The sequence below is a fragment of the Laedolimicola ammoniilytica genome (genome assembly GCF_025567165.1).
Lineage (GTDB): Bacteria > Bacillota > Clostridia > Lachnospirales > Lachnospiraceae > Laedolimicola > Laedolimicola ammoniilytica.
Genome location: NZ_JAOQKC010000001.1, coordinates 193,234 through 208,095, shown reverse-complemented (window position 1 = coordinate 208,095; position 14,862 = coordinate 193,234). Strand labels below are relative to the sequence as shown.

General features: G+C 54.0%; 13 protein-coding genes. 1 reads left to right on the top strand and 12 read right to left on the bottom strand.

Features of this window, described 5'->3' with window-relative positions; translation table 11 throughout:
* Positions 1–94: 94 nt before the first annotated feature.
* The 7 genes from OCV63_RS01045 to OCV63_RS01015 form a co-directional block, all read right to left on the bottom strand.
* On the bottom strand, positions 95–622 hold the full coding sequence (locus OCV63_RS01045; protein WP_158361465.1) for a VanZ family protein: 528 nt from the start codon (positions 620–622) through the stop codon (positions 95–97).
* 147 nt (positions 623–769) lie between these two features.
* On the bottom strand, positions 770–1,558 hold the full coding sequence (locus tag OCV63_RS01040; protein WP_262670573.1) for an HAD family hydrolase: 789 nt from the start codon (positions 1,556–1,558) through the stop codon (positions 770–772).
* Between the two features lie 4 nt (positions 1,559–1,562).
* Positions 1,563–2,375, bottom strand: a complete 813-nt coding sequence (locus OCV63_RS01035) for a BtpA/SgcQ family protein (RefSeq protein ID WP_158361461.1) — start codon at positions 2,373–2,375, stop codon at positions 1,563–1,565.
* Positions 2,376–2,443: 68 nt separating this feature from the next.
* On the bottom strand, positions 2,444–3,256 hold the full coding sequence (locus tag OCV63_RS01030; RefSeq protein WP_158361459.1) for a PTS system mannose/fructose/sorbose family transporter subunit IID: 813 nt from the start codon (positions 3,254–3,256) through the stop codon (positions 2,444–2,446).
* A gap of 1 nt (position 3,257) precedes the next feature.
* The gene (locus tag OCV63_RS01025) at positions 3,258–4,010 is read right to left on the bottom strand and encodes a PTS mannose/fructose/sorbose/N-acetylgalactosamine transporter subunit IIC (protein ID WP_158361457.1); all 753 of its coding nucleotides are present in this window, start codon (positions 4,008–4,010) and stop codon (positions 3,258–3,260) included.
* A gap of 18 nt (positions 4,011–4,028) precedes the next feature.
* Positions 4,029–4,502 (bottom strand): PTS sugar transporter subunit IIB, encoded by a 474-nt coding sequence (locus tag OCV63_RS01020; protein ID WP_158361455.1) that lies wholly within the window; start codon positions 4,500–4,502, stop codon positions 4,029–4,031.
* Positions 4,499–4,915 (bottom strand): PTS sugar transporter subunit IIA, encoded by a 417-nt coding sequence (locus OCV63_RS01015; protein ID WP_158361453.1) that lies wholly within the window; start codon positions 4,913–4,915, stop codon positions 4,499–4,501. The genes OCV63_RS01020 and OCV63_RS01015 overlap by 4 nt, the downstream gene beginning before the upstream one ends.
* Positions 4,916–5,179: 264 nt before the next feature.
* Between OCV63_RS01015 and OCV63_RS01010 the strand changes: the two genes are divergently transcribed.
* Entirely contained in the window at positions 5,180–7,252 is a 2,073-nt protein-coding gene (locus OCV63_RS01010) for a sigma 54-interacting transcriptional regulator (RefSeq protein WP_158361451.1), read from the top strand.
* On the opposite strand, the gene trpA is transcribed toward OCV63_RS01010, so the two are convergent.
* From trpA to ftsH, 5 genes are all read right to left on the bottom strand, one after another.
* Complete coding sequence (gene trpA, locus OCV63_RS01005) at positions 7,249–8,034, bottom strand: tryptophan synthase subunit alpha (RefSeq protein WP_158361449.1); 786 nt, start codon at positions 8,032–8,034, stop codon at positions 7,249–7,251. The genes OCV63_RS01010 and trpA overlap by 4 nt on opposite strands.
* Positions 8,027–9,211, bottom strand: a complete 1,185-nt coding sequence (gene trpB / locus OCV63_RS01000; RefSeq protein ID WP_158361447.1) for a tryptophan synthase subunit beta — start codon at positions 9,209–9,211, stop codon at positions 8,027–8,029. Before trpB ends, trpA begins: the two co-directional genes overlap by 8 nt.
* A gap of 54 nt (positions 9,212–9,265) precedes the next feature.
* On the bottom strand, positions 9,266–10,072 hold the full coding sequence (gene trpC / locus OCV63_RS00995) for an indole-3-glycerol phosphate synthase TrpC (protein ID WP_158361446.1): 807 nt from the start codon (positions 10,070–10,072) through the stop codon (positions 9,266–9,268).
* Positions 10,073–10,522: 450 nt separating this feature from the next.
* The gene (locus OCV63_RS00990; RefSeq protein ID WP_262670572.1) at positions 10,523–12,571 is read right to left on the bottom strand and encodes a glycoside hydrolase family 13 protein; all 2,049 of its coding nucleotides are present in this window, start codon (positions 12,569–12,571) and stop codon (positions 10,523–10,525) included.
* Between the two features lie 441 nt (positions 12,572–13,012).
* A complete protein-coding gene (gene ftsH / locus OCV63_RS00985) occupies positions 13,013–14,845 on the bottom strand; it encodes an ATP-dependent zinc metalloprotease FtsH (RefSeq protein WP_158361444.1) in 1,833 nt (610 codons plus the stop codon).
* Between the last annotated feature and the right edge of the window lie 17 nt (positions 14,846–14,862).

Here is a 14,862-nt window from a genome sequence, read left to right as displayed (position 1 = left end):
TGGAAAAGGGTTCCTTTTTTGTTATAGAAATAAGAAAGAATGTGCCAATGGCACATTCTCGCGCACTGATTTTCCGGCGCTTCACTCTTTCGTTTTATACCCGTCTCTTCTTTTTCTTTTTCGCCAACGGCCGGAACACGGTCACCCTGCCGATGAAACACACAAGCTGCACCAGTATCACACCGACGGTGATTCCGATGCTGTCGATAGCCACATCCCGTTTCGACGGTCCGCGGCCTGCCACAAAGGACTGGTGATACTCGTCCAGGGCCGCGAAGCCCACACAGAAGCCGCCTGCCAGTAGCAGTAGCCAGATGCCCCGCACGCCGTACACATACAGCGGAAATGACACTGACACCGCCAGCAGAAAATATTCGGTCATATGGGCCAGCTTCCGCACCGGATGTTGGATTTTCTGGATATACTGCGCCTCCTCCTGCGCAGTCCAGTGCAGATCGAACGCCTCATTGGCCGTCTCCACGATGATTTCACTTACCTTGTAGCTCAAATTGCCCGAGGTTGTCCCGTCCTGAGCCGAAAAGCCGTAGATGACGTACATCATGGCCAGGGCCGGAAGGAAGGACAGGGGTTTTAAAATTGCTCTTAAAAATGCTTTTATCATAACGTGGCTATCATAGCACCATTTTCCCGGGCTGTCCAGCGGGGCGGCAGAAGATTAAGGATTCTATAAGATTTCATAAAAAAACCTGTATCTTCAGCGGCTTGGGCGTCCGCCAAAGATACAGGAATCTTTCTTTTTCCCATTTTCTTACAGTATTCCAAAATGAGCCAATGCCTTCGCGATTCCGTCATTCCGAAGATCGTCCGTCACATAATCCGCGAAAGCTTTCAGCTCCTTGCAGCCATTTCCCATGCAGACCCCGATTCCCGCGTAGACAAGCATCTCCCGGTCGTTCTGATTGTCGCCAAAGGCGATGCATTCGCTGTCCCGGATGCCCCATTCCGTCAGTACCTCTGCAGTCGTCCGCATTTTATTGACGCTGGAAAGCATCAGGTCGCTGCTCTCGCCGTCGATCCGGACGCCTACGCAGCGCCCCCGAAAATGGGCATTGAACGCTGCAAGCGCCTCATCGCCACAGCCCAGATTGCCGCCGTCGGGGCAGCGGGTCTTGTGGATATCCGTGACGCCCTTTACGATCATACTGCGGGAGGATTTGGTTTTATGATAGAAGTTTTCAAAAACCGGCTTGTAGATGTACTCATAGACCTTGTCCGGGTATTTCCAGAGAAGTCCGATGTCATGTCCCTTGCAGTAGTCGTAGACCTCTGAAACCAGTTCCGTATCAAAGGTATATTCTTTTACTATTTTCCCTTCCCCGTCGATGACCAGGTGGCCGTTGGCGCACACGATGGCGTCGGGAATCACACCTTCCCGGAGGATCACCACGGCTGTCAGCGGCGGGCGGCCCGTAGCCAGGACCACCCGGACGCCCTTTGCCTGCAGCTTCTTCAGAGCCTCGATGGCGCTTGGGATAAATCTTTTATTCTGTCCGTCATAGAGAGTCTCGTCAATATCAAATACCGCCGCGCGAATCATAGACTCAGCTTCTCGCCGCTGTGATGAACGCCTTGGCGTTATCATAGTCGATGGGGTTAAACAGATAATGATCCTTCTTCAGGGTGGTGCCTACTACAACCATATCGCAGTACTTCAGCATCTCCTTGATGTTATCCGGATTTGCACCGTTGTTGAAGTTGATGGGGATATCCGGATTCAGTGCCTTGCATTTGGCTATCATGGACTCGGAAGGCTTCTCGTCCTTCTTCGGGCCGTTCATAGAATAGCCAGCCACCGGCGTGTCCTTGTAGTAGGTGTTGAACATCTCCTCGGTGCTGCGGGTGTCCAGGCTGCTGCCGTTGTGGGGTTCGAAGCTGCTGTATACGGCCACATCCGCCGCGCCGATGGATTTGGCGTAGCGCCAGATGTCACCCGGGGTCTTGCGGATCTCGCCGTAGTTGCCCACCTGAGAACCAAGGAAGAAACCTCGACAGAAGACAGCTCCCACAGCTTTTGCCACAGAAATGGCAGAATAGGGGTCGTTCATGATACCTACGCCGAAGGGAATGGTCAGCTCCCGGGATACCTCGGTGACGATTCTGGTGTACGCTGCCAGCGCGCCCTCGCCGATATGCTCCACATAGGGGAAATCTGCTTCATTGGCAAATACGGCTCCGTCGAAGCCCAGCTCCATCAGAATGTGGGCCTCCTCCTTCAGGTCCGCCACATGCTGCTCCATGGTATAGGAGGGATCCCAGAGCGGCGTACCCGGCAGGGCCCGCAGGTGCAGGCAGCCGATGATGGGCTTCTCGCATCCGAAACGCTGTTTGTGCTCTTCCATTAAATTTCTTCTCATGATGTCTCGTCCTTTCTGAAAAGCGGGTACCGTGTTCGCGGTACCCGTTGTCTGTGATTGATGATGTATTATGCCAAAATTCCCAACAGTCCGCACAGGATGCCGACTACAAAGAGAATCAGAATAATCTTGACCGGTTTCATTCCCTTATTGACCATCCGGTAGCAGCCTAAGAAGGCCAGCAGCGGAAGGAGCTTCGGAAGAATGGTGTCCAGTACGGTCTGCAGCTCTACGGTCGTCTGTCCGAGAGCGATAACCAGCGGCGTGGAGATGCTGATACTGGAGGCTACCAGGCTTCCCAGAACCATGATACCCAGGACGCCCAGGGCGTCTGTCACTGCGGAAAGCTTGCCGCCCGCCAGAAGCTTTGTAACGGAAGCCTTACCGGATTTATAGCCGGTGAAGTATACGAAATGGCTGAAGCCCAGGGTATATACAGACATCAGTACCACGAAGAGGATGGGGCCGAGGATATTGCCGTTCAGCGCCAGGTCGCAGGCGATACCCAGAAGTACCGTCTTTACTAGGCTCTGGGTTACGGTATCGCCGATGCCTGCCAGAGGTCCCATCAGAGCTGCTTTGATGCTGTTGATACTGCTGTCGCTGATGGCCGCGCCGTTGGCCTTCTCCTCCTCCATACTGGCTACGATACCGGCGATGGAAGCGCCCCAGTTATTCTCGGTGTTGTAATAGTTCATATGGCGTTCCAGGGCTTCTTTCCGCTTCTCCACGTCGTCCGGATAAAGCCGTCTGATAATCGGGCACATGGCGTGTGCAAAGCCGAGTCCCTGCATGATTTCGAAGTTGTAACACTGCTGTCCGAAGGTAACCCAGAGCAGCCAGGATTTTGTCAGATCATTTTTTTCCAGCTTTACACCCATTTTATTCTGCCTCCTTCTTTGATGTATACATGAAGTGCATGATGGCGAAGCCTGCGCCAATCAGAGCCACCGGCATGGTTCCCAGTCCCAGATAAGCAGTCGCTACGAAGCCGAAGATAAAGAACGGGACCATGCTTCCCTTAAACAGCAGGTTCATCAGCATACCAAGTCCGAGAGCCGGCAGGATATGGCCGACACAGGAGAGACCTGTGGAAATCTGCGGCGGGATCACTGCCAGGATGCTGTCCAGGGCAGAGGAACCGAAGTAAATGATAATAAAGCCCGGAATAAAGTAAATCAGAAAGCCCCAGAGAAGCGGAGCAATGGTGTTCATGTAAGCGACGCCCTTTAAGTTGCCTGCTTCCGCGTACTTTCTTGCCTTTGCCACCCAGATGGTATTCAGAGTTTTCTCCACCGGAGAAATCAGGGAACCGAGTACGCCCAGGGTAGCCGCAACCGTGATTCCTACGGATGGATCCGCGCCGGCCAGCATACTTGCCGTTACGCCGATGTAACCGCCCAGGGTTACGTCGCTGGCTACCGTACCTCCGATAACGGTAACGCCGATATAGACCAGCATGATCGTTCCGCCCATTTCCAGACCATAGCTGATATTTCCCATGATGATACCGTTCAGAAGTCCTGCCACCAGCGGGGCTCCCATGCCCAGCGACCATTTGGACCACATCGGCGCGCCGGTCTTACACATCCAGGCCAGAAAGGCCATCAGTATTGCTTGAAATAACAGTAACATAACACTCTACCTCCTATTTTATATTTTTTTCATAATGTCTACCTGAGCGTCCTGGGGAAGCTTCTGGATATAGACATTGATGTTCTTCTCATGGAGTCCGCGGACGATATCCTTCTCGGCGTCGGAGATATACACCTCTTTGGTGATGGCCTTGCGGCCCGGGGCGCTTCCGATATTGCCGATGTCCAGCTCCTCCAGCGGGTATCCGTAGTTCACCAGAAGGCCCGCGTACTTCAGTTCCTTAAATAACAGCATGACGTTATCTTCTGAGGTATCCTCACTGAGCTCCGCAGCCGCGTCCGCCGCGCTCCGCACCTCCACCTTGACGCCCTGGGGGGCGCTCATGGATAAGACCTCCTGCATAAAGCTGTCCTGGACAATCTCGTCGTCCACCAGAATAATTTTCTTAATCCAGTATTTTTTCACCCACGCCGTCATGACCTGTCCGTGAATCAACCGTTCATCTACTCTTGCAAAGCTTGCTTTCTTCATCCTGCTTTTACCTCCTTCAACTGACTCTTCAAATCCACGATACCGCCGCCTCCGGCCTCTATCGCTGTCTTTTTCAATTCCTGAATATCTGCTGTCTCTATGTCTCCCGCAACCGCCAGAAGCATCGGCAGGTTGCAGCCTGTTATAACTTCCATTTTATCCCAGTTGTTCTGGATAATCTGCATACAGGAAAGGAACGGGGTTCCTCCCAGCAAATCTGTGACAACCAAAATGCCTGTGGCCTCATTTTCGCGGACACACGCTTCCAGCTCTTTACGATACTGGCCGATGTCCAGCTGCTCCGGCATATTCTTGAACGCCAGCTGCGGTACCTCGCCATAAATCAGGCTCACGGCATGTACAAATGCCTCCGCCAGATTTCCATGTGTCAGGACCAACACCTTACACCGCATTTTGTTCCCTCCGTTTCTTCGTTGCTTTGATGAAACTTATTCTATATTTGCGCTTCTTTATTGTCAAATTTGACGGGGTTCTATCCGTATCCTCCTAGTGTGTCAGTGTATTTTGACACATTCGCACCTCCCTCTCGCTCCTTTTTGTTGACGTTTTTCCTCTTCTGTGTTAGTATTCTTCTTGTTTCAACACACTTTTTGCATTTTCGAAGTTTTTTCGACACACTATCAAGGAATTTGACACACTTTTTTAAGGAGAAATTTATGATTTCCAGAAAAGACAAGATTTACGACTATGTAAAATTACACACAAAGGAAATGATTGACACACACTCCCTGGAAAACAGCGGTTCCGACGCCCTGTCCATCGCTCTGGATCTGAAGCTGGACCGCACCAATGTGTCCCGGGAGCTGAACACCCTCTGGAAGGAGGGACGGCTCATCAAGCTCCAGGGGCGTCCCACCCTCTATCTGGACTGCGAAGCCCTGAAGACCGAGTATCCCAATCACTATATTCCTCTGACTGTGTCCGCCGGTTCCTCCCTTCTGGATTTTATTCAGAAGCCCCAGAAAACTCAGAAGCGGGAGCTTCCCTTCCATAAGACTGCCCTGGACGCCATCATTGGCAGCGCCGGAAGCCTGAAGAACGAGACCGCCCAGGTGCTGGCCGCTATCTCCTATCCGTCAGGTGGCCTCCCGGTTCTCCTGGTCGGCAGCGCCGGCGTGGGCAAGCGGAAATTCGCAGAATCCCTGTTCCTCTATTCCCAGGAGACCGGCGTTTTCGACGAGAACGCCCGGTTCATCATCATCAACTGCCAGGATTACGCCCACTCCGAGGAGCGGCTGATGCTGCAGCTTCTGGGCCACACAAAAACCAGCGCTCCGGGGGCTCGTTCCGCGAAGGGTCTGCTGGACGCGGCCAACAAGGGCATTGTCTACTTTGATGGTTTACATAAGTTACCATCCAAGTCCATCGATCTGGTCATCGACCTTCTGAAAAATAACGCCTACACCCGGGTGGGAGAAAACCGGCCCCGGCCTCTGGAGGCCGTCATCATGGCTTCGGTCCGCGATAATTTGGACGCGGATTTCATGGACACCCTGCGCTCCAATTTTCCCATCGCTGTGTCCCTGCCTGATTTCTACCGGCGCAGCTCCCAGGAAAAGATTGAGATGATTCTCGACCTGGTCACCCGGGAGGCCTACTCCATCCACAAGAATATCCGGCTGGATAAATCGGTGCTGACCGCCTTCGCGCTGCCCCATTATCCCAGAAATGAATCCCAGCTCCGCAGCGAGATTCAGTCTGCCTGCTCCAAAGCCTTTGTGGAACCGAAGAATCAGGACGCCTGCTTCCTCACCATTACCTTTGACCATCTCTCGGACTTCGTACTGTCCGCTGCCAATACCTGTCCGGATGATAATCACGCCTTCATCCGGACCCTGGCATTGTACAAAAACAACTCCATTATCTGCGAATCCAACGGCCACTGTGACGCCCTGGACTTCTATAAGGAGCTGCCGCTGTCCTCGGACGAGTCCACCTCTGATGGAGCCGCCGGATCCGATTCCCCCTCGGCAGACGCCCGGCCCTCCCTCCTGATCGTATGCCACGGACACGCCACAGCCTCCGATATGCAGGCCTACACAGCCGCCCAGGCCGCCCAGGCCCATGTGCTGACTGCCGCCATCGATTACACCGGTGAGGCTTCTTTAAACAGCCTTCTACTGCAGATCTGCGACGCGGCCCGCCGTCTGAACCGCGGCGCCGGCGTCTTAATTCTGGCGGATATGGAGCCTATCACGGGGCTGGAAGCTTCGGTGCAGCGCCGTCTGGAAATTCCCTGCCGGATTCTGCCCTCGGTGACCCTGGCCTTTCTGATGGACTGCATCGATAAGTGCGCTTCCGGCCTGAGCCTCGACCAGTTTGCTTCCCCCGGCGTCGCGTCCCTGCCTCCCCGGAAGGAACTCTCCCAGGAGGAATTCATCAATCATCTGGTCAATGACATTCTCTCCCGGACGTTACTTTATGTAAACCCGAAGAAAGCCACCGACGTGCTGCTCTACTCCCTGAACACCATTCTCGATCAGCTGGGCATGCAATATTCTCAGGAAATCGCCGTGAAATATCTCTCCCACGGCGTCCATATGCTGGAGCGCATCATCAAAAATGTGCCGCTGCCCTATTATCAGCTCAGGCAGTTCACCAACACCAACCACCAGCTCATGGACACCATCGCCCAGAGTCTGAACGTGGCCTCCGATACCTTTGGCGTCTCTATTCCCTCCAGCGAGATTGCCTATCTGGCGGAAATCTTTCTGGCGGAGCGCCCTTAGGCCTCCCGCACCGCGTCCTTCATGGACTTCACGTACTCTCTGACCTTCGGCACACACTCCGCGCCGTAGGCTGCGCAGAGCTTCACGATGGCGGATCCTACGATGGCCCCGTCAGACTGGGAGGCCATCTTCTTCGCCTGCTCCGGAGTGGAGATACCAAAGCCCACTGCGCAGGGAATGTCCTTCGCCTCTTTCACCAGCTTCACCATGGCTCCAATGTCCGTGGTGATCTCGGTCCGGGTTCCGGTGACGCCCAGGGACGATACGCAGTAGACGAAGCCGTTTGCCTCCTTTGCGATCAGTTTGATACGCTCATGGGATGTTGGAGCAATCAGGGAAATCAGGTCGAGACCGTATTTCCGGCAAGGGCTGTCAAATTCTTCCTTTTCCTCAAAGGGCACATCCGGGAGAATCAGGCCGTTCATGCCGATGGCCGCTGCCTTTCGAATAAAGTCTTCGGTGCCTTTTCCGTAGGAAAATACCACATTGGCGTAGGTCATGAATACCATAGGGATGTCGGTTTTCTGCCGGATCCGCTCCACCATAGTGAAGATCCTGTCGGTGGTCACACCGCCTGCCAAAGCCCGCATGTTGGCCGCCTGGATGACCGGTCCTTCTGCGGTCGGGTCTGAGAACGGGATACCCAGCTCGATTAAGTCCGCGCCCGCCTCCTCGCAGGCGTAGACCAGCTGCTCCGTTACCTCCAGCGACGGGTCGCCGCAGGTGATGAACGGAATAAATGCTTTTCCATTTGCAAATGCGTCTCTTACTTTCTTACTCATGAAGATCCTCCCCTCTGTAACGGGCAATGGCTGCGCAGTCCTTGTCGCCCCGTCCGGAAATCGTTACCACTATAATCTGATCCCTACGCATGGTCGGCGCCAGCTTTCTCGCATAAGCCACCGCATGGGCGCTCTCGATGGCCGGGATAATACCCTCGGTCCGGGACAGATATTCGAAGGCGTCCACGGCCTCATCGTCGGTCACCGGCACGTACTGAGCCCGGCCAATATCGTAGAGGTGCGCGTGCTCCGGCCCCACGCCCAGATAATCCAGCCCCGCGGAAATGGAGTACACCGGCGCGATCTGTCCGTATTCATCCTGGCAGAAATAAGATTTCATGCCGTGGAAGATCCCTAAGCGTCCGGTGGCGATGGTGGCCGTTGTCTCCGCCGTGTTCACGCCCCGTCCTGCCGCCTCGCAGCCGATCAGCTGTACTTCCGGGTTCTCGATGAAGTGATAGAAGCTTCCGATGGCATTGGAGCCGCCGCCCACGCAAGCCAGCACCGCATCCGGCAGCCGTCCCTCTTTTTCCATCAGCTGCTGCTTGGTCTCTTTGGAAATAACTGCCTGGAAATCTCTTACCATCATCGGAAACGGGTGCGGTCCCATGACGGAACCCAGCACATAATGGGTATCCGCGATCCGGTTTGTCCATTCCCGCATGGTCTCGGACACCGCGTCCTTCAGGGTGGCTGTTCCACTGGTCACTGCGTGAACCTTCGCGCCCAGGAGCCGCATCCGGTATACGTTCAGCGCCTGCCGCTCCGTATCCTCTTTTCCCATGAAAATCTCACATTCCATGTCCATCAGCGCCGCCGCGGTGGCAGTGGCTACGCCGTGCTGGCCTGCGCCGGTCTCGGCGATGACACGGGTCTTGCCCATCTTTTTCGCCAGCAGCACCTGACCCAGCACATTGTTGATCTTGTGGGCTCCGGTGTGGTTCAGATCCTCACGCTTCAGATAAATCTTCGCGCCTCCCAGATCCTTCGTCATGCGCTCCGCGTAGTAAAGTCTGGAGGGCCGTCCCGCGTAATCGTTCAGAAGCTCTGTGAGCTCCCGGTTGAACTCCGGGTCGTCCTTGTAATGGTTGTAGGCCTCTTCCAGCTCAATCACTGCGTTCATCAGTGTTTCCGGAATGTACTGGCCGCCGTGGATTCCAAATCTTCCTTTTGACATTGTATTCTCCTCTTTCCTTTGCTGTATTTTACTTATTTTTCTTATTTCGCTGTTTTATACTGCCAGACGCAGCTGCTCAAGCGTCCCGCCGTTTAACTGCCGCAGGGCCTCGCCCTTATCGTGGCTTCGCATCAGGGTCTCGCCTATGAGCACCGCGTCCACATCATTTTCGTAGAGAACCCGGATATCCTCGAATCCTTTGATGCCGCTCTCGGAGATAAATACCACATCCCGGGGAGCCATGTTCCGAAGCCGGATACTGTTCTGCATATTCACCTCGAAGGTTCTTAAATCCCGATTGTTCACGCCTACGATCCGCGCGCCCGCGTTCAGGGCCATCTCCACCTCCCGCTCATCGTGGGCCTCCACCAGGGCGTCCAGTCCCAGCTCCTCTGCTATCTGCCGGTATTCCCGCACCTGCGCTTCCTCCAGGATGGCACAGATGAGAAGCACCGCCGACGCGCCCAGCTCCTTCGCCTGGTAAATCATGTATTCGTCCACGGTGAAGTCCTTCCGGAGAATCGGGATGGATACGTTCTGTACGACCTCCTGAAGATACCGGTCCGCCCCCTGAAAATAATAGGGCTCCGTCAGACAGAAGATGGCCGACGCGCCTGCCGCCTCGTACTCCCGGGCGAGCTCCACATAGGGGTAATCCGGGGCAATCAGGCCTTTGGACGGCGATGCTTTTTTCAGCTCGCAGATGTAAGACATACCCGGCGCGGCCAACGCCCCGTAGAAGGAGGGGGCTTGTCTTTCCTGCTCCCGGATTCTGTATTTCAGATCCAGAAGGCTCTGCTTTCTTTTTTCCTCCTGAATTCGTTCCCTGGTTCTTCCTGCGATTTCGTCTAAAATATTCATATTGCTTTCCCTCCAATAAGAGAATCCTGCTGCGCAGGATTCTCTGCCGCAGTGCGATGATTTTTTTATGCAATAGGGAATTCCATCCGAATTTCCTATTGCATAAAAAAAATCCCTGACAGACTTTTACATCTGTCAGGGACGAGTTCTACAAAAATATATGCTACCCGCGGTACCACCCTGCTTCACGGAACGACCCGTGCTCTTGCGGAATACCTTCATATTCCCGGCAACTGACGTATGCCTTACGTCGCAGAATACTTGGTTTACATAACATAATCCTTTGACTGCGCCCTCAGCGGTCCATTTGATATCCTGCATCTCGATCCGGCTCCCACCTCCCCGGACTCTCTGGGCGCGCATGAACATCGTTATCTCCGCTTCAACGGTTTAGTTCATTAAATTTTTTATTAACTTACCACGATAGTAGGGATTTGTCAACCCATTTCTTTAATTTTCTCCGGTATGGCTCATGACTGCTGCGGAATAGGGTGGCATATAGATCTCAATCGCTCCGTCACTGACCAGATAATGGGCTTTTTCCAGATTGAACTCCTCTTCCATAGACAATACCTGGCGCTCAAACAGCTCGCCGTCCGGAATCTCAAGCTGCCAGACCGGAATCGTCATGCGCTCGGCCTCCTCTGTATTATTAATGATGGTCAGCACATGGTTGTCGCCCAGAAATCTGCCGAAAGCGAAATGTCCGCCTTTGGCGTACACCGGGATACCGCTGCCCCGACGACAGGCCGGATTCTCCTTGCGGACGCGGATCAGTTCTTTGTGGTATCGGATCAGATCCTGATCCTCATGGCCCCAGGGATAGGTTCTTCGGCTGTCGGGATCGGTGAATCCGCAGACGCCGGCCTCGTCTCCATAGTAAATGGTCGGCGCGCCGTGCCAGGTCATCATCATGGCCACCGCCTCCCGGAAGACCGCCTTGGAGACGCCTTCCTCGGCCGCCTTGCTGCCCAGTTCATTCACGCGGCCCACCTTATGGTTGGTGCGAGTCAGAAAACGGGAATGGTCGTGGTTGGAAAGCTGGTTCATGGCAATCAGGAAGGACTGGCCTGTAAAGGCGCAGGATTTTTCCCGCAGGGTATCGATAAAGACATTCACATTGTTCATCAGATCCGGCTCCCTGCTGTCGCTGTGCTTCTCCATGCCGGTCAGATACCAGGTGATGGGCTCCATGAAGGTGTCGTAATTCATGATGGAATCCCACTCGCCGCCCTTCAGCCAGCTGGTGGCGTCGCCGTAATGCTCCGCGTAGATGACGGCGTTTGGGTTGGCCTCTTTTACATTTTTCCGGAAATCCTGCCAGAACTTGTGATTGAAATCAGCGGACAGGCCCAGATCGGCCGCCACGTCCAGACGCCAGCCGTCCACGTTATAAGGCGGAGAAACCCATTTCCGGGCAATGCCCATGATATAATCGTAAAGCTCCTGAGAGGTCTCATAGCTCAGCTTCGGCAGGGTGTCATGGCCCCACCATCCGTCGTAATAGGGATTGTACGGCCACTCATGGGTATTATTAAACTTGAAGAAATTCCGATATGGGCTGTCCTCAGAGACGTAGGCGCCCTTTTCATAGTCGCCATCGCCCTCGTAGATGCACTCCCGATCCAGCCATTTATTGAAGGAGCCGCAGTGATTGAAGACACCGTCCAGCAGCACACGTATGCCGCGCTTGTGCACCTCCTCCACGAAATGGATGAAGAATTCGTTGCTGGCCTCCAGATTTTCCTTGCTGACCACGCGCTTAATGTACTTCGTTGCCTTGGTGTTATCCAGCTCGCCTGGCGGAAGCAAGTCGCCGCCATCCTCCTTGATCACGGTATAGTGGGGATCGATATAGTCGTAATCCTGACAATCGTACTTGTGATTGGACGGGGACACGAAAATCGGGTTCATGTAAATGACCTCCACGCCCAGATCCTGCAGATAGTCCAGCTTATCCAGAATTCCCTGCAGATCGCCGCCGTAGAACCGACGCACATCCATACCCTCGGGCGGGGCGCTCCAGTCCTTCACCTGCTCCACCTGCTTATGGATGTAACTATATTCTCCGGTCAGTACATCGTTGGTGGAATCGCCGTTGCAGAAGCGATCCACGTAGATCTGATACATGACCGCGCCCTTGGCCCAGTCTGGCGTAGCGAAGCCCGGAATGATACGAAAGGCATAACAGTCCTGCAGATTGTCCGTGACACTCAGCTTATTATAAAAAAGCCGCTCCTCATTGGAACGGATTTCAAAATAATAATAGATGGTATCAGTTCCTACTTTGGTCTCGATTTCGTAATAGTCAAAGCGGCCTGCGGAACAGACCTTCGTCATCGGATTCCGTTCCTTTCCGCTGATAAAATATACACTTTCCACATTATCTTTCGCCGTTCGAAAGCGCAGCTTTACCCGATCGCCTGCCTTCGGCTCCAGCGGAATCCGAAAGCCCTCCGACTCTTCCACGAAAAGCGCCTGTCGGTTAATCTTTCCCATAATTCTCTCTCTTTCTGTCACAGCCGCTCTCCCGCGGCCGATTCCCGATTATCATTTTATAATACCGGTTCTTTCATTTCAACATTTGTTTATTCCGTAACAATCTTTACCCACGTCACTGTTTTTGTCCTATATATTCCGTCTCTGCCGGTTTCACGGATGTTTTTACATAAAGTGAAACAGACAGCTCGCGCTGTCTGTTTCAGGAGAAGGTATTTCTTTTTACTTATGGGGTGTAGCAAAAACTATATAATGTATTGGGGGTTTTACGAGTATTATTATAACATAAAGTCGCGATAAGTGTGCACAAACTTCACAAAAATCATTATCTGTTTTTGTGAAATATTCACAATGCCATTCCGTCATAATGACGGAAATATAAATTCGAAACGAATCGAAAAAGGGATCCCACCAACCAGCGGAATCCCTAAATGCTTACTCTTATACAGCCGGTACGGCCTCTTCCTTTTCAAACAATGCCTCGAACTCTTCTCTGGAAATCTTCTCTTTCTCCAGAAGCAGGGCTGCCGCTGCGTCCAGGACGTCGCGGTGGTCCAGGATGATGGCTTTGGCCTTGTCGTAACACTCGTCTACGATACGTTTGACCTCGGAATCGATCTTGCTTGCCACGTTCTCGCCGTAGCCCTTGGTGTGGCCGTAGTCGCGGCCCAGGAATACTTCTTCGTCGGAATCGTAGCTGACCAGGCCCAGCTCGTCGGACATGCCGTACTTGGTGACCATGGCGCGGGCCACACGGGTAGCCTGCTTGATATCCTGGGAAGCGCCGGTGGTGATATCGTCAAAAATCAGCTCCTCGGCGATACGTCCGCCTAAGGATACCTCGATATCCTGCAGCATCTTGCCCTTGGTATTGAACATCTCATCCTTCTCAGGCAGCGGCATGGTGTAACCAGCCGCACCGACACCCGTGGGGATGATCGATACGCTGTATACAGGTCCCACATCCGGCAGCACATGGAACAGGATCGCGTGCCCTGCCTCGTGGTACGCGGTGATGCGCTTCTCCTTCTCAGAGACGATACGGCTCTTCTTCTCCGCACCGATACCCACCTTCACGAAGGACTTGCGGATATCTGCCTGAGTGATATAAGGACGGTTGTCCCTGGCTGCCAGGATGGCCGCCTCGTTCATCAGGTTCTCCAGATCCGCTCCGGTCATGCCTGCGGTGGTCTGGGCTATCTGCTTTAAGTCTACATCTTCTGCCAGCGGCTTATTTTTCGCATGAACCTGTAAGATCTCTTCTCTGCCGCGTACATCCGGTCTGCCCACCATAATCTTCCGATCGAAACGGCCCGGACGTAAGATAGCCGGATCCAGGATATCCACACGGTTTGTCGCCGCCATGACGATGATGCCCTCGTTCACGCCGAAGCCATCCATTTCTACCAGTAACTGGTTCAGGGTCTGCTCGCGCTCGTCGTGGCCGCCGCCCATACCGCTGCCACGGCGTCTCGCCACCGCGTCAATCTCATCGATAAACACGATGCAGGGACTGTTCTTCTTGGCGTCCGCGAACAGGTCGCGCACACGGGAAGCTCCTACGCCGACGAACATCTCTACAAAATCCGAACCGGAGATACTGAAGAACGGCACGCCCGCCTCGCCTGCTACAGCCTTGGCCAGCAGCGTCTTACCGGTTCCGGGAGGGCCCTCCAGCAGCACGCCCTTGGGAATGCGGGCTCCCACCTGGGTGTATTTCTGGGGCAGCTTCAGGAAATCCACGATCTCGCGAAGCTCTTCTTTTTCTTCCTGCAGGCCTGCCACATTTTTAAATGTGGTGTTAATCTGCTCCTGGGTAGTCATGCGGGCCCGGCTTCTGCCGAAGTCCATCATCTTGCCGCCACCGCCGCCGTTGGCCTGACGGTTCATCAGAATCATCATCACGACCACGGCTACCACGGCCGCCAGAAGGGGCGCGCCCAGGGACGCCATCCAGTTATTGGTGCTCACCGCAGCGAAGGCTACCGCCACGTCCCTGGACTCCAGAAGCTCTCTGGCCTCGGTGGTGTCCGCCACATTCACATCCTGACGGCTGCCGTCCTTCATGGTCAGGCGCACCGTACCGGTGGGGGTGGCTTCGGACTGGCTGATCACGGCGGATACTACCTCGCCATTCTCCACGGCAGTCTCAAACTGCTGATAAGTATACAGATTTTCCATGTCCATCCGTCTTACGTAGGTGCTGAATAGATAGATCAGCAGCGCCAGAAAAACCAGATAGGCTCCGGAAATCCGAAATTGTCTGTTGTTCAAAATGGTTCCTCCTTATA

Coding starts and splice junctions, on each gene's coding strand:
- OCV63_RS01015 (WP_158361453.1), bottom strand. CDS start 4,915: ATGCGGTGTAAGGTGTTGGTCCTGACACATGGAAATCTGGCGGAGGCA.
- trpB (WP_158361447.1), bottom strand. CDS start 9,211: ATGTCAAAAGGAAGATTTGGAATCCACGGCGGCCAGTACATTCCGGAA.
- OCV63_RS01010 (WP_158361451.1), top strand. CDS start 5,180: ATGATTTCCAGAAAAGACAAGATTTACGACTATGTAAAATTACACACA.
- OCV63_RS01030 (WP_158361459.1), bottom strand. CDS start 3,256: ATGGGTGTAAAGCTGGAAAAAAATGATCTGACAAAATCCTGGCTGCTC.
- trpA (WP_158361449.1), bottom strand. CDS start 8,034: ATGAGTAAGAAAGTAAGAGACGCATTTGCAAATGGAAAAGCATTTATT.
- OCV63_RS01035 (WP_158361461.1), bottom strand. CDS start 2,375: ATGAGAAGAAATTTAATGGAAGAGCACAAACAGCGTTTCGGATGCGAG.
- OCV63_RS01025 (WP_158361457.1), bottom strand. CDS start 4,010: ATGTTACTGTTATTTCAAGCAATACTGATGGCCTTTCTGGCCTGGATG.
- OCV63_RS01020 (WP_158361455.1), bottom strand. CDS start 4,502: ATGAAGAAAGCAAGCTTTGCAAGAGTAGATGAACGGTTGATTCACGGA.
- OCV63_RS01045 (WP_158361465.1), bottom strand. CDS start 622: ATGATAAAAGCATTTTTAAGAGCAATTTTAAAACCCCTGTCCTTCCTT.
- OCV63_RS00990 (WP_262670572.1), bottom strand. CDS start 12,571: ATGGGAAAGATTAACCGACAGGCGCTTTTCGTGGAAGAGTCGGAGGGC.
- OCV63_RS01040 (WP_262670573.1), bottom strand. CDS start 1,558: ATGATTCGCGCGGCGGTATTTGATATTGACGAGACTCTCTATGACGGA.
- trpC (WP_158361446.1), bottom strand. CDS start 10,072: ATGAATATTTTAGACGAAATCGCAGGAAGAACCAGGGAACGAATTCAG.